Here is an 18688-nt window from a genome sequence, read left to right on the forward strand (position 1 = left end):
GACAACCCAACGGGCACTGCTTCGACACGACGTGCAGGACGGGTCCCAGATCGTGCTGATGATTCCCGCGACGCTAGTCGCACACCATGGTCAACAGCAAACCTTCGTGGGGAAAATCTCAGGGTTCACGGCGTGTCGATTGGACTACATGGGTGTAATTCGTCTGCGATCCGTCGCCGGGGCCGGGGCGGTTTGGCAGGACCGGGCATCATTACGTATTGTTGGCAAGTCACCGTTTGTCGGTGTCCGCTCCCCCGCGCCTTCATCGGCGCCCACCTTTGACGAGTACAGACGGAGATATTGCCGTGACCAAGCGCACGTACCAGCCCAGCAACCGGCGTCGCAGCCGCACCCATGGCTTCCGCACCCGCATGCGCACCCGCGCCGGCCGCGCCATCCTGGCCGCCCGTCGGCGCAAGGGACGCGCGGAACTGTCGGCCTGACCGGCCAACGATGCTGCCCGCGCGGGCGCGGTTGCGGTCGGCGGCCGACTTCCGGGCCACCACCCGCCGTGGCGTGCGGGCAGCACGTCCGACACTCGTCGTGCACGCACGACTTGCCGGAACAGCCCAGTCGATGACCCCCAGCCCCCCGAGGTCTCAGGATGCCGTGTCTCCCACGGCAGGTCCCCGGGTGGGCTTTGTTGTGTCCCGGGCCGTCGGCAATGCCGTCACCCGCAACCGGGTGAAGCGCCGCCTGCGTCACCTGGTGGCCCCGTTGCTGCCCGGCTTTCCACAGGATGTCCACATGGTGGTGCGCGCCCTGCCAGCGGCGGCCGACCAGCCCGAAAGCCTGGAGTCTGACCTGCACTCGGCCGTGCGCGTCGTGCTGGGGAGGCTGGGCTGATGGTCAACGGCAAGTTTCGTCCGCTGACCTGGCTGATGATCGGCTTCGTCAAGGTCTGGCGGGCCGTGATCTCGCCGCTGTACGGCGATGTCTGCAAGTACTACCCGAGTTGTTCGGCCTACGGCCTGGAGGCCCTGCGGGTCCACGGGGCATTCCGCGGTGGCGCCCGGACGATCTGGCGCATCCTGCGGTGCAACCCCTGGTCACGCGGTGGCTACGACCCGGTGCCGGGTACGCCGGCCGCCCGCGAGTGGGCCGAGGAGCAGCGCCACTCACACCCCCATTCAAACCCGGACGAGCACCTCGCCGGGACCGATCACCAACCACGAGGTGAGCAGTGAACATCATCGCCATGGAGTCCCTCTGGAGCAGTTTCATGGGGCTGTTGTCCTCCATGATCCAGCCGCTCTACTGGGCCCTGTCCGGTCTGCTGTACGTCTTCCACGCACTGTGGACCCCGGTCTTCGGTTATGACTCGGGTGTCACCTGGGTGCTGACGATCATCACTCTGGTGATCGCGATCAGGACCCTGCTGATCCCGCTGTTCGTCAAGCAGATCAACGCCTCGCGCAACATGCAGCTGGTCCAACCCAAGCTGCGGGCCCTGCAGGAGAAGTACGCCGGCGACCGCGAAAAGCTCGGCATGGAAACCCAGAAGCTGATGGCCGAGGAGGGCGTGAACCCCCTGTCGAGCTGTCTGCCGATCCTGCTGCAGATGCCGATCTTCCTGGCCCTGTTCCGGGTGCTCGAGGGAGCCTCCCGCGGTGTGCCGCGCGGCGCCTTCTTCCGGGACAATCCCGAACTGCTGCACTCGCTGCAGAACGCCACCTTCCTGGGCGCCGAGCTGTCCGGACGAGCCTGGCCACTGACCGACGGCTTCGGCCCGACCGCCGTGATGGCGATCCTGCTGATCATCGGCATGACCGCGGTGCTGTTCATCACCCAGCTGCAGCTGATGCGCAAGAACATGCCCCCGGAGGCACTCACCGGCCCCATGGCGCAGCAGCAGAAGATGATGCTCTACATGTTCCCGGTGATGTACGCCGTGGGCGGTGCTTTCATCCCGATCGGCGTGCTGCTGTACTGGTTCACCACCAACCTGTGGACCCTGGGCCAGCAGTACCTGCTGATCCACAACAACCCCACCCCCGGCACCCCGGCGCACGTCGACTGGCAGGAGCGCATGCGGGCCAAGGGCAAGGACCCCGACGAGATCGAGCGTCGCCGCCGCGAGAAGCTGCGGGGCAAGGCCAAGTCGACCCCGGCCGGCACCACCACCACTGCCGACGGTGAGACCAAGGTCACCGTGGTGCGCCAGGGCAGCACCCGCAGCGTGGTCAAGACCGACGCCTCGGGCGCCAAGCAGGTGGTCACTCGGCAGCAGCCGGCACGTCAGACCCGTGCGGCGCGCAAGAAGAAGTAGCCGCGCACTCGCATTCCCCCACACGACCCACTCCCCCGACCAACAGCCCGCAGGACGCGCCACGGCGTGCGCGACGCGGCACCCAGGAGCAGAACAATGACTGACAACACCATCGCGAACCCCCAGGACGAGACTGCAGAGCTGGAGCCTGCGGTGAGCGCCCCTGTCGAGGAAACGGCCGCCGCCGAGGAGTCGTCGGGCGACGAGCGTCCGGCGAGCCGCCTCGAGACCGAGGGCGACATCGCGGCCGACTACCTCGAGGAACTGCTCGACATCGCCGACCTGGATGGTGATATCGACACCTACGTCGAGGGCGGCCGGGCACACGTCTCGATCGTCACCGAGGGCGACCAGCTGGTCGGCAAGAACGGTGAGGTGCTCGATGCCCTGCAGGAGCTCGCTCGCCTGGTCGTGATGACCGAGACCGACCACCGCTCGCGCCTGATGCTCGACATCGCCGGGCACCGCGAGCGCCGCCGGGTGGAGCTGGCCGCGCTGGCCCAGGATGCCATCGCGGAGGTCAAGCAGACCGGTGCCCCGGCCCGCCTGGCGCCGATGAACCCGTTCGAGCGCAAGATCGTGCACGACATCGTGGCTTCGGCCGGCCTGGTGTCGGAGTCCGAGGGCGTGGAGCCCAATCGTCGCGTGGTCATCCAGCCGTGAACGATCAGCACCACAGCTCGGAGCCGTCCCCAACCGTGGTTGGTGGCGGCTCCGCTGCTTCGGCCAACAAGGACGTGGGCGCGGAAGCGGCGGCGCGCGACATTGCGCGCCGAGTGTACGGGGATCAATCTGAAACGATAGAACGATATGTCGATATATTGACTAGTCGTGGAGTCAAGTGGGGCCTGCTGGGGCCCCGGGAGCCCGAGCGCATCTGGTCCCGGCACATCCTTAACTGCGCGGCCCTGGACGGCCTGGTGCCCCAGGGCTCCCGGGTCATTGACGTGGGGTCCGGCGCTGGACTGCCGGGGCTGGTCCTGGCCATCCTGCGCCCCGATCTGGAGGTCGTCCTGGTCGAGTCGTTGCTGCGCCGGGCCACCTTCCTGGAGCTCGCGGTCGACGAGCTCGGCCTCTCCCCCAGGGTGTCGGTGGTCAGGGGCCGTGCCGAAGAGCAGAAGGTGACCGCCGATGTGGTGACCTGCCGGGCGGTGGCGCCACTGCAGAAGCTGCTCAAGTGGACCACCCCGCACTTCCTCCCCCACGGCCGGCTGGTGGCCCTCAAGGGCGCCAGCGCCCCCGAGGAGGTGGCGGCTGCGGCTCAGGAGTTGCGCCGGCACAAGCTGGTCGCCGAGGTGGTCAGCATCCGGGCCGACCAGGAGGCCGAAGCCACCCAGGCGATCGTGGTACGTCGCGCATTCTGATCCTGGGTCCGACTGACACCGTGGTGAGTTTCGCCTGGGCACCCCGAGTGCCCGGGCGTTTCTGTCCCTGGATGCAGCTAGCATGTACGGCGTCCCCTGACTGGTGAGGAGTCTGATGGCGAAGACAGTTGAGCCCGATGTTTCACGTGAAACGGCCCCGGATCCGGTACAGCGCCCACGGCGTGCGTTCTACGACACCAGCGAGGACCTCCCCGGCCCGACCGACCAGACGGACGAGTCGACCGATGATGTTTCACGTGAAACGGAGCCACTGCCCCTCACGCTCCCCCGGCCGCTGACCACCAGAATCATCGTGGTGGCCAACCAGAAGGGCGGCGTCGGGAAGACCACCAGTGCGGTGAACCTGGCCGGTGCCCTGGCCCTGGGTGGCTTGAAGGTCCTGGTCGTCGATGTCGACCCGCAGGGCAATGCGTCCACCGCGCTGGGTGTTGACCATGAACAGGGCACGGAGGGCACCTACGAGGTGCTGCTGGAAGGGGCCTCCATCCACGATGTGGCGGTCCCCTCCCCCGAACCAGGTGACCTGTGGGTGGTGCCGGCGACCATCGACCTCGCCGCGGCCGAGCTGGAACTTGTGTCGATGATGGGGCGTGAACGTCGCCTCGACAAGGCCATTCAGCGCTACATCCGCCAACACGACGTCGACTACATCTTCTTCGACTGCCCCCCGTCACTGGGGCTGCTCACGTTGAACGCACTCGTGGCCGCCACCGACATTTTGGTCCCGATCCAGTGTGAGTACTACGCACTCGAGGGCGTCACCCAGTTGATGCGCACCATCGGCATGGTCAAGGGCGAGCTGAACAACTCACTGAAGCTCGGCACCGTGCTGCTGACCATGTATGACAAGCGCAACAACCTGTCCCGTGAGGTCGCCGACCAGGTGAGGCAGCACTTTGCGCGGGAAACACTCGACACGGTCATCCCGCGATCGGTTCGGGTGTCGGAGGCACCCAGTTATGGGTCCACCGTGTTGAGTTACGACGCCCGGTCCGCCGGGGCAGTGGCCTATCGGGAGGCCGCGAAGGAAATGGCCACCAGAGACGCAGGGGAGCGATAATGGCAAAGCAGAATGCACTCGGGCGCGGACTCGGCGAGCTGTTCCGCCCCACGGAAGCCTCCGAACCCGCGGACACCGCGAGCGGGGCGGTCAAGACTGAGCCCGCGCAACAGCCCACGCGTGCGCTCGAGGACGGCTCACGGTACCTGGAACTGCCGATCACGCTGATCAACCCCAACTCGCGCCAGCCGCGGCAGGTTTTCGACCAGGAGGCCCTGGACGAGCTCTCCGACTCCATCAAGGAAGTCGGACTGCTGCAACCCATCGTGGTCCGCCCGGCAGGGGAGTCCTACGAGTTGATCATGGGGGAGCGGCGCCTGCGAGCGGCCACCCAGGCGGGACTCACCGAGATTCCCGCGATCGTGCGTGGCACCGACGACACCGACATGCTGCGTGACGCGCTGCTGGAAAACCTGCACCGCGCCCAACTGAACCCACTGGAAGAGGCTGCGGCCTACCAGCAGCTGCTCGACGACTTCGGCTGCACCCAGGAGGAGCTGTCGACCAGGATCAAGCGGTCACGACCGCAGATCTCCAACACCCTGCGGCTGATGAGGCTGCCGGCCCCTGTGCAGCGGCGTGTGGCCGCCGGGGTGCTGTCAGCCGGTCATGCCAGGGCGTTGCTGGGGCTGCCGGACGCCCTTGAGCAAGAACGGCTGGCCCAGCGGATCGTGGCCGAGGGGCTGTCGGTGCGCAGTACCGAGGAGCTGGTGGCGCTGCACGGCAGTGAGCGCCCTGAGCGGCGCCGGCGCACCCCGCGCCCGCCCTCGGAGCGGGCCCTGCAGGTGCAGGAGGAGCTCACCGACCACTTCGACACCAAGGTGAAGGTGTCGATGGGGCGCAACAAGGGACGCATCGTCATCGAGTTCGGCGACCAGGAGGACCTCGGCCGCGTGCTGCGGATCATCGATCCATCGCTCTAGCAATAAGACCGTAAAGCGCTAGAGCTATTTGTCGACATATGGTTATATGCCGCGCTCTTCCACTTCGGCAATGGTCTGGCGCACGTTCTTGGTGGCGAAGTGCTCGGCCACGAAGGACAGGAAGGGGACCGTGCCGGCCAGGGCGATGCCCACCAGTCGGGTCCATGACCATTTGACCCGCCGACCAAGATCAAATGCGGTGATGATCAAGATCATGTAGAGCCAGCCATGGGGGACACCGGTCCAGGTGACCACCCGGCCGTCGTTCCAGATGTACTTCAGGGGCATGCCGATGAGTACCAGCACCACCAGCAGCACGCCGACGACGTAGGCCATCACGCGGTAGCGCAGCAGGGCCCCCTTGATGGACGCAATGTCCTCCACCAGCACCTGGTCATCGGCCACGTCGCCGAACTCGTCGAGAGGGTCGACCTCGGTCGTGGGGTTGTCGGTACGGGGCTGTCCTGCATCAGTCACGCGTACCAGTATAGGTAGCGCCCCTTCAGGACTCGGACTGGCTGCGGGCCTTGAGCGCAGCGGCGCGGGCGGCCTGGCGCTTGGCGTTGCGACCCAGCTGGCGGGCCCACACCCCGCACATCACCAGCGCGAAGGCGGCGAAGACCCACCACTGCAGGGCGTAGCCGGCGTTGCGCTCGCTGCCCTCACCCTCAGGCAGCACCACCGTGGCCACCTGCATCGACTGGGCCTGCGAATCGGCTTCTGACAAGGAGATGAACCCGTTCAGCAGGGGAGTCGGCCACTCCTGGGCCAGCCGCTCGAGCTTCACCGTGGGGATCACCGGCTCGGGCAGGTCGTCACCCAGCTGGCCGTGGAAATCCTTCTCCGAGGGCAGCAGCAAGCCTGTCTGCTGCACCAGCCCGATCGGCGCATCGGCGGGGGTCTGGCCGTCACCCACCTGCCCGCGGACGATGGGGACCACCTGCCCCGACTGCGTCCGGAAGGCCGTCACGATCCGCAGCGGCGGCTTGTTACCGACGTAGTACTGCAGCTCCGGCAGGTATTCACCGGTGACGCTGACCTGGCGTCCGTAGAGTTCAGTGACGGCATCGCCGGTGGCGCCGTCGGGCAGCGCCACTGCCGGCATCGCGGCGCGCTCCTGGGTGGCGGCCTGGCCGTGGGTGCGGGCGGTGTTCGCCTGCCACAGCCCGAGCACGACCATCAGGACCGCCACCACGAGCCCGAGGGCCATGATGCCCGCCTGCTTGAGCCGGGTCATGCCGTTCGAGCGGTGCGCACCACGAGTTCGCTCAGCACCTCACCCAAGTCGAGCCCCGCGGCCTCCATGGCCAGCGGCACCAGGGACGTCTCGGTCATGCCCGGAGCCACGTTGCCCTCGATGAACACCGGCTCACCCTCGCGAATGATGATGTCCATCCGGGTGATCCCGGACAGGTGGAGCGCCCGGTGCGCGGCCAGGGCCAGCTCGGCTGCCGCCTCGGCGACCTCGTCCGGTACTTCGGCGGGGGTGACGAAGCGGGTGGCCCCGGCGGTGTAGCGGGCGGTGTAGTCGTAGACCCCCGACTCGGGGCGGATCTCCACTGCCGGCAGCACCCGGGCCTCGTCCCCGAAATCGACGACGGCCACTGCCACCTCGATGCCCTCGATGAACTCCTCGATCACCGCGTCCTCACCGTAGGCGTAGGCCGAGACCATCGCGGCGGGCAGGTCTTCAGGGCGGTCGACCTTGGTGCAGCCGAGCGCCGACCCGCTGCGGGTGGGCTTGACCATCACCGGGAAGCCCATGGACGTCGCCACGGCCTCCACCAGTCCCTGGGCACCCAGTTCCCGGAAGATCTCGGCGGGCAGGACGGCCTGCCGCGGGGTGGCGATGCCACGGGCGGCCACCAGCGGGGTGGCGATGGACTTGTCGAAGGTCAGCCGGGCGGCCGTGCCCGAGGCACCCACGAAACGGGTGCCGAGCAGCTGCAGCACCTCCCGCAGGGCGCCGTTCTCACCGATGCCGCCGTGCAGCATCGACAGCACCACCGAACCGGGGTGCTCGGTCAGCAGCGGGATCATGTTCTGGTTGGCGTCGGCCTCGATGACGTGGTGGCCGAACTCCTGCAGTGCGGTCGCCACCCGGCGACCGGAGCGGATCGAGACGTCACGCTCGTGGGACAGGCCCCCGGAGAGCACGATCACCGGTGGCAGGCCCTGCCCGGCCGGCACCCCCTGGGCGGTTGGCTGGTCGGACATCGGCGCTCCTTTCGCTGGCTCCACTCTAGTGACCCCTCAGAACACGTCCGAGGCCGGGACGCCACGGTCGCGATGGAGCCGGGCGGTCTCGTGCAGGCCGAAGGTGGCGCGCAGGTCGAGCTCCTGGCGCATGACCGAGGCGAGTCGCCGCACGCCCTCGCGGATGTTCGCCGGCGTGGGGTAGCAGTACGACAGGCGCAGGTGCCGGGTGCCGAAGCCGTCGGCGTAGAAGGCGGTGCCGGGCACGAAGGCCACTCGTCCGCTGATGCCGCGCGGCAGCATCGACTGCGAGTCCAGCCCCTCGGGCAGGGTCAGCCAGACGAAGAACCCGCCGCCCGGCCTCGTCCAGCTGGTGCCCTCGGGCATGAACTCCTCGAGCGCGGCGAGCATGGCGTCGCGGCGTTCGCGGTACATGTCGCGGAAGGTCACGATCTGGGCCTGCCAGTCGTGCTGTTCGAGGTAGGCCGAGATGGCGTACTGGCTGAACACCGGCGGCGACAGCACGGCCGACTCCTGGGCGAGCAGCAATTTCTCGCGGACGGCGTGCGGGGCCAGCACCCAGCCGACCCGGAAGCCCGGGGCGAAGGTCTTGGAGAACGAACCCAGGTAGATCACCCGGTCGGCGTCCATGGCGCGCATGGCCGGCATTGGGTCACCGTCGAGGGTGAGCAGGCCGTAGGGGTTGTCCTCGACGATGAGCAGGTCGAGCTCACGGCAGGTCTCGACCAGTTCACGGCGGCGCGCCAGGCTTTGGGTGATGCCCGAGGGGTTGTTGAAGTTGGGAATGGTGTAGAGGAACTTGGCCTTGCGGCCTGAGGCGCGCACCGCGGTGACCGCCTCGCGCAGGGCGACCGGGTCGAGGCCCTCGTCGTCCATCGCGACATGGACGACGCGGGTCTGGTAGCTGGCGAAGGTGCCCAGGGCCCCGACATAGCTCGGCGCCTCGGCGATGATCACGTCGTCGGGGTCGCAGAAGATGCGGGTGACCAGGTCGAGCGCCTGTTGGGAGCCCACGGTCACCACGATGTCGTCGGGGTGGGAGGAGATGCCCTCGAGCTCCATCACCTCACAGATGTGCTCGCGCATGAACGGCTCACCCTGCCCCGAACCGTACTGCATCGCCATGGCGCCGCTGTTCATCACGACCGAGTCGAGTGAGCGGGCAACCACGTCGAGGGGCAGGTCGACGATGTTGGGCATGCCGCCGGCCAGCGAGACGATCTCGGGCCGGGCGGCGACCGAGAACAGTGAGCGCACCGCCGAGGCGGTCAAGGCATTGGCCCGAGCGGCGTAGTGGTCGACGTAGTGGTCGAGGCGGGTGTCGAAACGCTGCCCGGTGGCCCGTGCGATGGCGGCGGCGTCGGCCGTGGTGGCTGCTGCTGCCGTCGGCTCGGGAGTCGCTGGCATCTGGTCGGGGGACGGCGTCTCGGACTGGTTCACGGTCCAATACTGCCGCATGGGGGCGAACTCCATAGGATGGCCACCAGGAGCATGAGGTGGGGAGGGGTCGTGCTGGGCTTGCCGCGGGCGCATCTGCTGAGCCCCGCCGACCTGCCCGCACTGCCCAGGTGCGCCGACTGCGGCTTCAGCCCCGCCGACGACCTGGAGTGGGCGCGCGCGGCCCAGGACCGCTGGGCGATGGTGGGCGTCGAGTTCGCCGGCCCGAGCGGCACGCCGGCCTATGCGCTGGTCGGCCTGCCGGAACTGCTGCCCCCGCACCACCCGCTGGTGCTGCCGGGGCAACCAGCCCCGGACGTCGCGATCCTGGTGGCCGTCAACACCTCTTCGCGGGCAGCGGTCACCGGCCTGGCGGGCAAGCTGGTCGGGCGGGTGCAGGCGATCGAGGCGGCCGGGTCGCGGGGGCATTCGTCCTGCCAGGCACCCTCGGCCACGTGGCTTCAGCATGTCGGGTTCCACCCCTCGCCAGACATGGAATGGTTGCCCGGCGGGGCCCGCCGGATGCGACTGGACCTGACGGCGACCCTGGTCTGGCAGGAACCGTGGCGGTGGGCGGCCCGACGGTTGGGCGGGTTGCGGGCGCGGCCCGACCCGGCGGCCCCCGAGGGTGCCGGGCGCGTGCTGACTACTCGCCGGTGAGTTGGGTGGCGGCCTGCTTGGTGAGCGCCATCAGGTCTGCGCGGGACATGTCCACGGTCGACAGCACCAGAATGCCGGTGTTGTCGCGGATCAGCGCACAGCCGTTGTTCTGGTTGTCACCCGAGATGCCGCACAGCCCGTCCTCGACCTCACTGACCGCGTTCATGTTCAGGTCGCGCATGAACTCGCGGTTGTCGTCATAAGGACGACCCAGCAGCAGCACGAAGGCCGGCTGCCCGCCGCGGGCGTAGGTGGCCGAGATGGTGGTCTTGCCGTCACTGCCGACATTGGGGGAGTTGCCCTGGTTGGCGTCGCGGGAGTACTCCCCGATCTCCAGCGGCAGCACCAGCTCGAAGGGCGGACGGGTCGCCACCTGGGTCTGGGTGGTCACCGCCGCCGGTTGGGAGCGGGCATAGATCCACCCGACCCCGGCCGCGGTGGCCACCAGCAGCAGCGACACGATGCCGGCGATGACCAGCAGCCGTGTGCGGCTGGGCACCGGCTCGGCGGCACGCGAGGGGCCCCGGCGACGGCGGCGCTCACGCACCAGGCCGTCGCTGGGCTCGACCTTGTCGGCCGAGTCCGAGGACGCGGGGCTGGAGACGTGCTGCCAGCCGCTGCCGTCCTGGTCGGCCGGGGCGTCCTCGTCCGGGGTGGGATCGTCGTAGCCGCGCTTGGCCATGGGCTCAGAGGTATTCGGCCAGGGCCTTGGTCAGGGCAGCCTTCGACTTGGCGCCGGTGAGTTGGGTGACGACCTCGCCGTTCACGTAGACCTGCAGGGTGGGCAGGCTCATGATGCCGCGCGCGGCGGGCACCTCGGTGTTGGCGTTGGTGTCCATCTTCGCGAAGGTCACCTTGTCACCGTGCTGGTTGGCGAGCTCCTCGATGATCGGGGCGATCTGCTTGCACGGAGAGCACCAGTCGGCCCAGTAGTCGACCAGCACCGGCTTGGACGACTGCAGCACGACCTCGTCAAAGGTGGCGTCGGTGACCTCAACAACGTTCGACATGGGTGTCCTTTCCACGGGGATGGAGTCTAGTGGGGCGGTGTTCAGGCCAGGGCAGGCTCGGAGACCGCGTCGACCGCGGGGGCGGCGTCGGCCAGGGTGGCCAGGAAGCGTTCGGCGTCCAGCGCGGCCTGGCAGCCGTTGCCGGCCGCGGTGATGGCCTGCCGGTAGGTGTGGTCGACCAGGTCACCACAGGCGAAGACACCCGAGAGGTTCGTCCGGGTGCTGGGGTGCTCGACCAGCACGTAACCGGCGTCGTCGAGGTCGACCTGACCGACGAACAGCTCGCTGCGCGGCTCGTGGCCGATGGCCACGAACAGGCCGTCGGCGTCGATCACGCGTTCCTCACCGGTGACGGTGTCCTGGACGCGGATGCCCTCCAGCTTGGTGTCACCCTCGAGGCCGACGATCTGGGAATTCCAGGCCATGTCGATCTTCTCGTCCTGGGCGACCCGGTCGGCCATGATCTTCGAGGCGCGCAGCTCGTCGCGACGGTGGATCATGGTCAGGTTCTTCGCGAACCGGGTCAGGAAGGTCGCCTCCTCGGCGGCGGAGTCGCCACCGCCGACCACGGCCACGTTCTTGTCGCGGAAGAAGAACCCGTCACAGGTGGCGCACCACGACACCCCGCGGCCAGACAGTCGGTCCTCGTCGGGCAGGCCGAGGCGGCGGTAGCCCGAACCGGTGGCCAGGATGACCGCGTGGGCGCGGTGCTGCACCCCGTCGGAGTCGGTGACCACCTTGATGTCACCGGTCAGCTCGACCTCGGTGACGTCATCGGTGATGATTTCAGCGCCGAAACGCAGGGCCTGGCTGCGCATCTGGTCCATCAGCTCGGGGCCCATGATGCCCTCGGAGAAGCCGGGGAAGTTCTCGACCTCGGTGGTGTTCATCAGGGCACCACCCGCGTCGAGCGCACCCTCGAAGACCAGCGGCTTGAGCATGGCCCGGGCAGTGTAGATGGCAGCGGTGTAGCCGGCGGGGCCGGAACCGATGATGATGACGTCGCGGATGTCGTCGGACATGACCTGACTTTCGCAGTGGATTGGGCATCGCCGAGTCTAGTCGGCGGGTTCACTGGGTGGGAACGTCCGGCCCGGACGGAAGATTCCGCGGCAGCGTGCGCAAGACTGGGGGCATGCGACAGGTACAGATTGACCGGTTCGGGACGGCGGACGAGTTGCAGGTGCGTGAAGTGGAGGTACCGCAGCCGGGCCCCGGTGAGGTGCTCGTCCGGGTGCAGGCGGCCGGGACCAACCCCATCGACTACAAGATGCGCGACGGTTCCTCCGGTGCGGTCAAGGGCGTCACCGCCGATGACTTCCCGCTGGTGCTGGGCCGGGAGGCGGCGGGCATCGTCGAGACGCTGGGCGAGGGGGTCACCCGGGTCGGGGTCGCTGACCAGGTCTTCGGGGTGCTGCCGTTCGGTCGACTGGTGCCCGGGTGCTATTCCGAGTACGTCATCTTCCCCGAGGGCAGCCTGTCGGTCGCCCCGGCCGGTGTCGAGGTGACGACCTTGGCCGGGTTGGCGCTGGCCGGTTCCACCGCCTGGGTGGCGGTGCATGAGCAGGCCAAGGTGCAGGCCGGTGAGAAGGTGCTGGTCCACGGCGGGGCCGGGGGAGTGGGCCAGCTGGTCGTCCAGTTGTGCCGCGACGCCGGTGCCGAGGTCTGGGCCACCGCCTCGACCGCGAACCAGGACCGGCTGCGCGACCTGGGCGCGACCGCGGTCGACTACACCACCACCGACTTCCGCGAGGTCGTCCCGCTGGTCGACGTGGTGATCGACTCGGTGTACTTCAACACCTTCGTCGAGAGCCTGGACCAGCTGGTCGAGGGCGGACGCATCGTCGTGCTGCCGACCCTGGCCGACACCTCACCGGCAGTTGAGCGGGGCATCGAGGTGCACATTCCCGCGATCCACCCGATGCCCGACGAGATGGCCCAGCTGGCGGGCCTGGTCGCCGACGGCCGGGTCTCGCTGGAGGTCTCCCAGGTGTTGCCGCTCGACCAGGTCGCCGAGGCGCACCGTCGGCTCGAGACCGGTCACACGCGGGGCAAGATCGTCCTCGACCTGCGTTGAGGCCTGCTGGGCCGCGGCCTCAGAAGACCCACTGGTGCGGGTTCGGACGATCGAAGTTGCCCTGGGACTGGTACAGCTCGATCGACTCGCGCAGTGCCTTGAGGAAGTAGGGCGGGAACTCCATGCCGTTGCGGTTGGCCCACAGCAGCTTCGCCTCGAGGCGCCCGATCTCCTTGGCGTAGATCTCGAGTTCCTCGGCCATGCCCAGCTCGGTCAGCACTCCACCGAAGTGGGCCTTGTAGGCGTTGACGTAGTCGACCCCGACCATGGTGAAGGACTGGCTGCGCAGCAGCCGGGTGACGTAGACCTGCCAGGGCTTGAGGACCTCGTCCTGCACCATCTTTTCGGCCGACATGCGGTAGAAGGCGAAGTGGCCGGGTTCCTGGCGCTTGATCGGCTGGATGATCGTCTCGCTGATCGCCCGCTCGCCCATCTGGTCGAGTTCCTTGGTCAGGCTCGAGTAGGCCAGCACCGCCTGGCGTTCGGTGGAGGCACCGGTGAGGTAGTAGAGCATCCGGGAGATGTCGTGGATCGGTTCCCAGTGGGCCAGCGCACCGAGCAGTTTCATCCGCACCGGGATCGTCTGGAAGGGTTCGGCCGATGGCATGCCCAGGTCGGTCTGCAGCTGGTCGAGGATGTAGCCGTGGGCCATCTCCTGGTCGGACCAGACGTCCTGGTAGAAGATCGTGTCGACCTCGGAGGCCTGCGGCAGGATCGTCAGCAGTTCCAGCACATTGCGGTCGACCTCGAGCTCGACCCGGGCCAGGTAGTCGATGGTGCCGGCGAAGCGCTCCTTGACCAGCTCGGCGTTGTTGATCTGCCGGTCGACCGAGGACATCTGGATCGGCGGGTGTTCATCCCCGAGCTTCAGGACGAAGTCCATCAGCGACTGGTCAGTTATCAACTTGGCCACACCTTGATCCTAGGCGGGGCTCCCAAGCGTGTCAGGCCCTGAAGCCAAGGCGTGGACGCCGGTTCAGCGGCGGGGCCCGACGAACTGCTTCTCGTGGCTCAGGTAGGAGGCGTAGTGCTCGGGGGTGTTCATCTGTTCGGCCCAGCGGCGGCGGGTGGGTTTGTCGGTGCGGCCCTTGACCACCTGCAGCCGGTGCACCGAATGCGGGTACTCCTCGAACCAGCCGTCACGGTGCAGCACCACCAGGGCATTGGCGGCCAACTCGAACATGATCGAGGGCCAGTAGGTGCGGTCGACCCCGCTGGCGGTGGCGCGCCTGGCCAGCAGCTCGTCCCAGAGGGTGGCCAGGCCCGGCACCGCCGCGGTCGGCACATTGGTGGTGGAGTGGGGCCATTCCACCGGGCTCCAGCGCAGGTACAGGTCCCAGTCGACCGGGTCGTCGGGGTAGCGGACATGGGCCGAGCGCAGGTTCGCCTCGTGGTCGCCCCGGCGGTAGATCGCCGGGGCGAGGTGCTCGGCGGCCGGGTCGGTCAACAGCCCCAGCCCGAGGATGTCCTCGGCGGGGGTGTCGGAGACCAGCCGGACCAGCGACTGCTTGACCAGCACGGCCAGTTTCAGCACCCGGTCGTCGAAGAAGGTGGCGGTGTCGATGCTCAGCGTCATCTGGACCTCGATTCCTCGGGGGAGTCCTGCGGTGCCGGCATGTCCGACAGGCGGGGCACCCCGGCAGTGGCCTGTTCGGTCTGGCGAAGGTGGTCGAGCGAGCGGGTGATCAGTTGCGCGAGGACGTCCTCGTCCACGTCGGCCAGGCGCTTGACGTAGAGGCAGCGCTTGCCCACCTTGTCGTCCTCGTCGGTGGGTTGGGTCACCATGGTGGTAATGATACTGGGCAGCTCGACCGAAACGGCGGCTGTCGGGTGGTGCTCCGGGGCTGTCAACTGGGCCCGCAGCGCCCTACGCTTCTCGCATGAGAATGTCTTCCTCGCGGCGGCTGGCGGCCGCCCTGCTGGTGCCGATCCTGGTCGTGCTGTCCGGCTGCGTGAAGTACAAGGCCGACTACGAGATCGTCAGCGAGGACGAGATTCGTCTGGTCACCGACATCGGCCTCGACAAGTCGTCCGAGGTCGCCGCCGACACGACCAAGGAGGAGATGTGCGAGACCCAGGGCACGGGCGCACCCACCCTCAAGGACGAGAAGCGAGAGCCCTACGACGACGGCACCTACATCGGCTGCCGGATCAGCGGCAGCGCACCCACCTCGCAGCTGGGTGAGGACCTGACGATCACCAAGCAGGACGACGGCACCTGGCTGTTCCACATCAAGGGCAGTGAAGAGGACGAGTCCGAGGGCAGCGCGGCGATGTTCGACTCCTTCGAGGTCACCGTCACCTTCCCCGGCAAGGTGCTCAGCCACAACGGGTCGTCCACCGCCAACGGCCGGACCGTCACCTGGACCAACCCCAACGACCTGTTCAGCCCCGACGGGCTGCGGGCCACCGGTGAGGACGGCGGCGGCTCCATGGTGCTGTGGCTGGTGCTCGGCGCGGTGGTGCTGGCCGCCGCGGTCGGCGGGTTCCTGCTCTACAACAACAACCAGAAGAAGAAGGCCGCCGCGGCCCAGGCCGCGCAGGCTGCCCAGGCGCAGCAGTGGGGCCAGGGGTACGGCCAGCAGGGGTACGGCCAGCAGCAGGGTTGGGACCAGTCGGGCCAGCAGGGCTACGGCCAGCAGTCCTACGACCAGGGCTATGGGCAGCAGTCCTATGGTCAGCAGGGTGGTTGGGACCTGCAGGGCCAGCAGGACTACGGCCAGCCGACGCAGGGACAGCAGCCCGACCAGTACCCGCCGCAGGGCCAGCAGGGCGGCTGGAACCAGGGTGGTCCGCCGCAGGGTGGCTGGGGCTGAGCCCCTACATCAGTTCCAGCACGGCGCGCGCGGTGGCATCGTCCACGACCAAGTCGGTGGCCACCTTCGCGCGCAGTGCGGCCAGCAGCGGGACCGCCTTGGCGGTGCCGGCGACCACGCACAGGCGCCGCTTGAGCGCCTGCAGTTCGGTGGGGTTGGGCCCGGTGGCCCGCGCGTTGAGCCCGACGTCACGCCACGAACCGTCCGCGCGCAGCAGCACGGTGCACACGTCACCGACCACCTTCTCGGTGAGGATCTCGGCCATGTCGGCCTCGTCGAGGTAGCCCTGGCTGTACACGTGGGACGGCAGTGAGGCCGTCAGCGACCCGATCCCGAAGACCGCGATGTCGACGTGGCGCTGCATGGCCAGCACCGACTGGACGCTGCGTTCGCGCCACATCGCCTTCTTCGTCTCGGCGTAGTCGAAGAATGCCGGCACCGGGAACAGCATCGGGGTGGCCGACCAGGCCTGGGCCATGGCCCCGATGATCGCCCCGACGTAGGGGATGCCGGTGTCGGTGCCGTTGGCACCACCGTTGAGCTGGACGACCCGCACCCCGTGCAGGGAACGGGGGGTGATGTGCTCCACCAGTGCGGCCAAGGTGGTGCCCCAGGCCACGCCGACGATCGAGTTGTCGCTGACCTGCTCGGACAGGACCTGGCTGGCGATGCGGGCCACCTGGTTGAGCCGGTGCAGCTCCGAGGCGGTGTCGCGCACCTGGACGACGGTGACGTTCAGCCCGAAGATCCGCTCCAGGGTTGCGCCGATCGAGGACTGGTCCTGCGCGTTGCGGTTGATCGAGATGCGCACCAGACCCGTCTCGCGGGCCTCCTTGAGCAGGCGTGACACGGTGCTGCGCGAGGTGCCAAGGTGGCGGGCGATGGTCTCCATCGTCTCGCCCTGGGCGTAGTACATGCTGGCGGCCGTCACCAGTTCCTCGGACCATTCATTCATGACGTGCACCCGTGACCTTTCTGCACCGTCCATCTGAGCGCCCACTTCCCCCGATTTGTGACGTCTATCACATCACACTCGTGCAAATTGTGGATACTCCATCTGCACGTGCGTTCACACTATCGCTTCATTCGTGCAGATCTGGTTTGGTGAGGGGTGATGTCCCCACCACGACGGTGGGGGCAGGTCAGTGTCGACCATTTTGGAAGGATCCCCATGTCCGACAAGTACGTTCTCTCCATCGACCAGGGCACCACCTCGACCCGCGCCATCGTGTTCAACCATGCCGGTCAGGTCGTCGCCTCCGGTCAGAAGGAACACGAGCAGATCTTCCCGCGTGCGGGGTGGGTTGAGCACAACCCCAAGGAGATCATCTCGAGCACCGCAGCCGTTTCAGCCGAGGCAATCACCAAGGCCGGCATCTCCTCTGCGGACATCGTGGCGATTGGCATTACCAACCAGCGTGAGACCGCGGTTGTCTGGGACCGCGAGACCGGCGAGCCGGTCTACAACGCGATCGTGTGGCAGGACACCCGCACCGGCAAGATCATCGAGGAACTCGGTGGTGGCAACCAGGACAAGTACAAGGCCAAGGTCGGCCTGCCGCTGGCGACCTACTTCTCCGGCCCCAAGGTGAAGTGGATCCTCGACAACGTCGACGGTGCCCGCGAGAAGGCCGAGGCCGGCAAGCTCGCCTTCGGCAACATCGACACCTGGCTGGTCTGGAACCTGACCGGCGGTGTTGATGGCGGCATCCACGTGACCGACCCGACCAACGCTTCGCGCACCATGCTCATGGACCTGAGCACCCTGGCGTGGGACGAGGAGATCGCGGCGGACATGACCATCCCGCTGTCGATGCTGCCCGAGATCAAGTCCTCCTCGGAGGTCTACGGTGAGGCCACCGTCGGCGGCCTGAAGGGCCTGCCGATTTCCGGCATCCTCGGCGACCAGCAGGCGGCCACCTTCGGCCAGGCCTGCTTCGAGCCCGGCATGGCGAAGAACACCTACGGCACCGGCAACTTCATGCTGCTCAACACCGGCGAGGAGCAGGTCCCGTCGAAGAACGGCCTGCTGACCACCGTGTGCTACAAGATCGGCGATTCGAAGCCGATCTACGCACTCGAGGGTTCGATCGCCGTGACCGGTTCGCTGGTGCAGTGGCTGCGTGACAACCTGAAGTTCTTCACCGACGCCCCCGAGATCTCCGAGCTCGCCGGCCAGGTCGAGGACAACGGTGGCGCCTACTTCGTGCCGGCCTTCTCGGGCCTGTACGCCCCCTACTGGCGTGACGACGCCCGTGGCGCCCTGGTCGGCCTGACCCGCTACGTCAACCGCAACCACATCGCCCGCGCGGTGCTGGAGGCCACGGCGTACCAGACCCGTGAGGTGCTGGAGGCCATGGAGGCTGACTCGGGTGTGCAGCTGGCCGAGCTCAAGGTCGACGGCGGCATGATCGCCAACGAGATCCTGATGCAGTTCCAGGCAGACCAGCTCGGGGTGGACGTCGTCCGTCCCGTGGTGGCCGAGACCACCGCGCTGGGTGCCGCCTACGCGGCCGGTATCGCCGTGGGCTTCTGGAACGGTGAGCAGGACGTCATCGACAACTGGGCCGAGGACAAGCGCTGGAGCCCGAAAATGGACGACGCCCAGCGCGATCGTCTGTTCCGCAACTGGAAGAAGGCCGTCACCAAGACCTTCGACTGGGTCGACGAGGACGTCGTCGAGTGATCTGACCCGGGCCGCCTGAGCCCGGGATGAACAGAGCAGCGGGTGGTCCCCCCAGGGGGCCACCCGCTGTTGTTCTGCCGGGGCTGCGCCGCACCCTCGTCCAAGCCACCCCAGGTTTGCAGCGTGAACCTGAGTCTGCGGGTTGCTA

General features: G+C 67.8%; 22 protein-coding genes and 1 pseudogene. 12 read left to right on the forward strand and 11 right to left on the reverse strand.

Features of this window, described 5'->3' with window-relative positions:
* The first annotated feature begins 305 nt into the window (after positions 1-305).
* From rpmH to ACQE3C_RS02895, 8 genes and pseudogenes are all read left to right on the forward strand, one after another.
* Positions 306-443, forward strand: a complete 138-nt coding sequence (gene rpmH, locus ACQE3C_RS02860; RefSeq protein WP_434537691.1) for a 50S ribosomal protein L34 — start codon at positions 306-308, stop codon at positions 441-443.
* A 10-nt stretch (positions 444-453) separates the two neighbouring features.
* Entirely contained in the window at positions 454-846 is a 393-nt protein-coding gene (rnpA, locus tag ACQE3C_RS02865; protein WP_434537692.1) for a ribonuclease P protein component, read from the forward strand.
* Between the two features lie 11 nt (positions 847-857).
* Positions 858-1107, forward strand: a pseudogene (gene yidD / locus ACQE3C_RS02870) (membrane protein insertion efficiency factor YidD); the annotation flags it as partial.
* Positions 1108-1198: 91 nt separating this feature from the next.
* Positions 1199-2269, forward strand: a complete 1071-nt coding sequence (gene yidC / locus ACQE3C_RS02875) for a membrane protein insertase YidC (RefSeq protein WP_434537935.1) — start codon at positions 1199-1201, stop codon at positions 2267-2269.
* A gap of 96 nt (positions 2270-2365) precedes the next feature.
* Positions 2366-2932 (forward strand): protein jag, encoded by a 567-nt coding sequence (locus tag ACQE3C_RS02880; RefSeq protein WP_434537693.1) that lies wholly within the window; start codon positions 2366-2368, stop codon positions 2930-2932.
* 74 nt (positions 2933-3006) lie between these two features.
* Positions 3007-3633: a 16S rRNA (guanine(527)-N(7))-methyltransferase RsmG gene (gene rsmG / locus ACQE3C_RS02885; RefSeq protein WP_434537936.1), complete on the forward strand. Its 627-nt coding sequence runs from the start codon at positions 3007-3009 to the stop codon at positions 3631-3633.
* A gap of 115 nt (positions 3634-3748) precedes the next feature.
* Positions 3749-4714, forward strand: coding sequence for a ParA family protein (locus tag ACQE3C_RS02890; RefSeq protein ID WP_434537694.1), 966 nt, complete (start codon positions 3749-3751; stop codon positions 4712-4714).
* Positions 4714-5637: a ParB/RepB/Spo0J family partition protein gene (locus ACQE3C_RS02895; RefSeq protein WP_434537695.1), complete on the forward strand. Its 924-nt coding sequence runs from the start codon at positions 4714-4716 to the stop codon at positions 5635-5637. The genes ACQE3C_RS02890 and ACQE3C_RS02895 overlap by 1 nt, the downstream gene beginning before the upstream one ends.
* Before the next feature lie 42 nt (positions 5638-5679).
* Here the strand turns inward: ACQE3C_RS02895 and ACQE3C_RS02900 are convergent, their stop codons facing one another.
* From ACQE3C_RS02900 to ACQE3C_RS02915, 4 genes are read right to left on the reverse strand one after another with little or no spacing between them, the layout of a single operon-like run.
* Positions 5680-6114 (reverse strand): DUF3817 domain-containing protein, encoded by a 435-nt coding sequence (locus tag ACQE3C_RS02900; protein WP_434537696.1) that lies wholly within the window; start codon positions 6112-6114, stop codon positions 5680-5682.
* 25 nt (positions 6115-6139) lie between these two features.
* On the reverse strand, positions 6140-6874 hold the full coding sequence (locus tag ACQE3C_RS02905; RefSeq protein ID WP_434537697.1) for an SURF1 family protein: 735 nt from the start codon (positions 6872-6874) through the stop codon (positions 6140-6142).
* Positions 6871-7854: a D-alanine--D-alanine ligase family protein gene (locus ACQE3C_RS02910; protein ID WP_434537698.1), complete on the reverse strand. Its 984-nt coding sequence runs from the start codon at positions 7852-7854 to the stop codon at positions 6871-6873. The genes ACQE3C_RS02905 and ACQE3C_RS02910 overlap by 4 nt, the downstream gene beginning before the upstream one ends.
* Before the next feature lie 36 nt (positions 7855-7890).
* Positions 7891-9261, reverse strand: a complete 1371-nt coding sequence (locus ACQE3C_RS02915; RefSeq protein WP_434537937.1) for a PLP-dependent aminotransferase family protein — start codon at positions 9259-9261, stop codon at positions 7891-7893.
* Between the two features lie 84 nt (positions 9262-9345).
* Here ACQE3C_RS02915 and ACQE3C_RS02920 point away from each other — a divergent pair, with 84 nt between their 5' ends.
* Positions 9346-9951 carry a hypothetical protein gene (locus tag ACQE3C_RS02920; protein WP_434537699.1) on the forward strand — a complete coding sequence of 202 codons (606 nt, stop codon included), beginning with the start codon at positions 9346-9348 and terminating at the stop codon, positions 9949-9951.
* Here the strand turns inward: ACQE3C_RS02920 and ACQE3C_RS02925 are convergent.
* The 3 genes from ACQE3C_RS02925 to trxB are packed head-to-tail and all read right to left on the reverse strand — an operon-like array spanning position 9938 to position 11983.
* Positions 9938-10633 (reverse strand): hypothetical protein, encoded by a 696-nt coding sequence (locus tag ACQE3C_RS02925; protein WP_434537700.1) that lies wholly within the window; start codon positions 10631-10633, stop codon positions 9938-9940. The two genes, ACQE3C_RS02920 and ACQE3C_RS02925, sit on opposite strands and share 14 nt — an antisense overlap.
* 4 nt (positions 10634-10637) lie before the next feature.
* Complete coding sequence (trxA, locus tag ACQE3C_RS02930) at positions 10638-10961, reverse strand: thioredoxin (RefSeq protein ID WP_434537701.1); 324 nt, start codon at positions 10959-10961, stop codon at positions 10638-10640.
* Between the two features lie 41 nt (positions 10962-11002).
* Positions 11003-11983, reverse strand: a complete 981-nt coding sequence (trxB, locus tag ACQE3C_RS02935) for a thioredoxin-disulfide reductase (RefSeq protein WP_434537702.1) — start codon at positions 11981-11983, stop codon at positions 11003-11005.
* 113 nt (positions 11984-12096) lie between these two features.
* On the opposite strand from trxB, the gene ACQE3C_RS02940 reads away from it, so the two are divergent.
* Positions 12097-13038: an NADP-dependent oxidoreductase gene (locus tag ACQE3C_RS02940; protein WP_434537703.1), complete on the forward strand. Its 942-nt coding sequence runs from the start codon at positions 12097-12099 to the stop codon at positions 13036-13038.
* A gap of 19 nt (positions 13039-13057) precedes the next feature.
* Here ACQE3C_RS02940 and ACQE3C_RS02945 read toward each other — a convergent pair whose 3' ends face one another.
* The 3 genes from ACQE3C_RS02945 to ACQE3C_RS02955 all read right to left on the reverse strand — a co-directional run bounded on the left by ACQE3C_RS02945 (position 13058) and on the right by ACQE3C_RS02955 (position 14823).
* Positions 13058-13951, reverse strand: coding sequence for a GTP-binding protein LepA (locus ACQE3C_RS02945; protein WP_434537704.1), 894 nt, complete (start codon positions 13949-13951; stop codon positions 13058-13060).
* A gap of 63 nt (positions 13952-14014) precedes the next feature.
* On the reverse strand, positions 14015-14614 hold the full coding sequence (locus ACQE3C_RS02950) for a hypothetical protein (RefSeq protein WP_434537705.1): 600 nt from the start codon (positions 14612-14614) through the stop codon (positions 14015-14017).
* Entirely contained in the window at positions 14611-14823 is a 213-nt protein-coding gene (locus ACQE3C_RS02955; RefSeq protein WP_434537706.1) for a hypothetical protein, read from the reverse strand. The genes ACQE3C_RS02950 and ACQE3C_RS02955 overlap by 4 nt, the downstream gene beginning before the upstream one ends.
* Before the next feature lie 95 nt (positions 14824-14918).
* On the opposite strand from ACQE3C_RS02955, the gene ACQE3C_RS02960 reads away from it, so the two are divergent.
* Entirely contained in the window at positions 14919-15854 is a 936-nt protein-coding gene (locus tag ACQE3C_RS02960) for an LppM family (lipo)protein (protein WP_434537707.1), read from the forward strand.
* 4 nt (positions 15855-15858) lie between these two features.
* Here ACQE3C_RS02960 and ACQE3C_RS02965 read toward each other — a convergent pair whose 3' ends face one another.
* Positions 15859-16809 (reverse strand): sugar-binding transcriptional regulator, encoded by a 951-nt coding sequence (locus ACQE3C_RS02965; RefSeq protein WP_434537708.1) that lies wholly within the window; start codon positions 16807-16809, stop codon positions 15859-15861.
* Between the two features lie 216 nt (positions 16810-17025).
* Between ACQE3C_RS02965 and glpK the strand changes: the two genes are divergently transcribed.
* Complete coding sequence (glpK, locus tag ACQE3C_RS02970) at positions 17026-18540, forward strand: glycerol kinase GlpK (protein WP_434537709.1); 1515 nt, start codon at positions 17026-17028, stop codon at positions 18538-18540.
* Positions 18541-18688: the final 148 nt, after the last annotated feature.

This window comes from Aestuariimicrobium sp. Y1814 (assembly GCF_050113895.1).
Lineage (GTDB): Bacteria > Actinomycetota > Actinomycetes > Propionibacteriales > Propionibacteriaceae > Aestuariimicrobium.

What these genes read in the sequence shown, in the direction of transcription:
- rnpA (WP_434537692.1), top strand. Translation starts at nt 454, where the DNA reads ATGCTGCCCGCGCGGGCGCGGTTGCGGTCGGCGGCCGACTTCCGGGCC.
- yidC (WP_434537935.1), top strand. Translation starts at nt 1,199, where the DNA reads ATGGAGTCCCTCTGGAGCAGTTTCATGGGGCTGTTGTCCTCCATGATC.
- ACQE3C_RS02880 (WP_434537693.1), top strand. Translation starts at nt 2,366, where the DNA reads ATGACTGACAACACCATCGCGAACCCCCAGGACGAGACTGCAGAGCTG.
- ACQE3C_RS02890 (WP_434537694.1), top strand. Translation starts at nt 3,749, where the DNA reads ATGGCGAAGACAGTTGAGCCCGATGTTTCACGTGAAACGGCCCCGGAT.
- ACQE3C_RS02895 (WP_434537695.1), top strand. Translation starts at nt 4,714, where the DNA reads ATGGCAAAGCAGAATGCACTCGGGCGCGGACTCGGCGAGCTGTTCCGC.
- ACQE3C_RS02905 (WP_434537697.1), bottom strand. Translation starts at nt 6,874, where the DNA reads ATGACCCGGCTCAAGCAGGCGGGCATCATGGCCCTCGGGCTCGTGGTG.
- ACQE3C_RS02910 (WP_434537698.1), bottom strand. Translation starts at nt 7,854, where the DNA reads ATGTCCGACCAGCCAACCGCCCAGGGGGTGCCGGCCGGGCAGGGCCTG.
- ACQE3C_RS02915 (WP_434537937.1), bottom strand. Translation starts at nt 9,261, where the DNA reads ATGCCAGCGACTCCCGAGCCGACGGCAGCAGCAGCCACCACGGCCGAC.
- ACQE3C_RS02920 (WP_434537699.1), top strand. Translation starts at nt 9,346, where the DNA reads ATGAGGTGGGGAGGGGTCGTGCTGGGCTTGCCGCGGGCGCATCTGCTG.
- ACQE3C_RS02925 (WP_434537700.1), bottom strand. Translation starts at nt 10,633, where the DNA reads ATGGCCAAGCGCGGCTACGACGATCCCACCCCGGACGAGGACGCCCCG.
- trxA (WP_434537701.1), bottom strand. Translation starts at nt 10,961, where the DNA reads ATGTCGAACGTTGTTGAGGTCACCGACGCCACCTTTGACGAGGTCGTG.
- trxB (WP_434537702.1), bottom strand. Translation starts at nt 11,983, where the DNA reads ATGTCCGACGACATCCGCGACGTCATCATCATCGGTTCCGGCCCCGCC.
- ACQE3C_RS02940 (WP_434537703.1), top strand. Translation starts at nt 12,097, where the DNA reads ATGCGACAGGTACAGATTGACCGGTTCGGGACGGCGGACGAGTTGCAG.
- ACQE3C_RS02950 (WP_434537705.1), bottom strand. Translation starts at nt 14,614, where the DNA reads ATGACGCTGAGCATCGACACCGCCACCTTCTTCGACGACCGGGTGCTG.
- ACQE3C_RS02955 (WP_434537706.1), bottom strand. Translation starts at nt 14,823, where the DNA reads ATGGTGACCCAACCCACCGACGAGGACGACAAGGTGGGCAAGCGCTGC.
- ACQE3C_RS02960 (WP_434537707.1), top strand. Translation starts at nt 14,919, where the DNA reads ATGAGAATGTCTTCCTCGCGGCGGCTGGCGGCCGCCCTGCTGGTGCCG.
- ACQE3C_RS02965 (WP_434537708.1), bottom strand. Translation starts at nt 16,809, where the DNA reads ATGAATGAATGGTCCGAGGAACTGGTGACGGCCGCCAGCATGTACTAC.
- glpK (WP_434537709.1), top strand. Translation starts at nt 17,026, where the DNA reads ATGTCCGACAAGTACGTTCTCTCCATCGACCAGGGCACCACCTCGACC.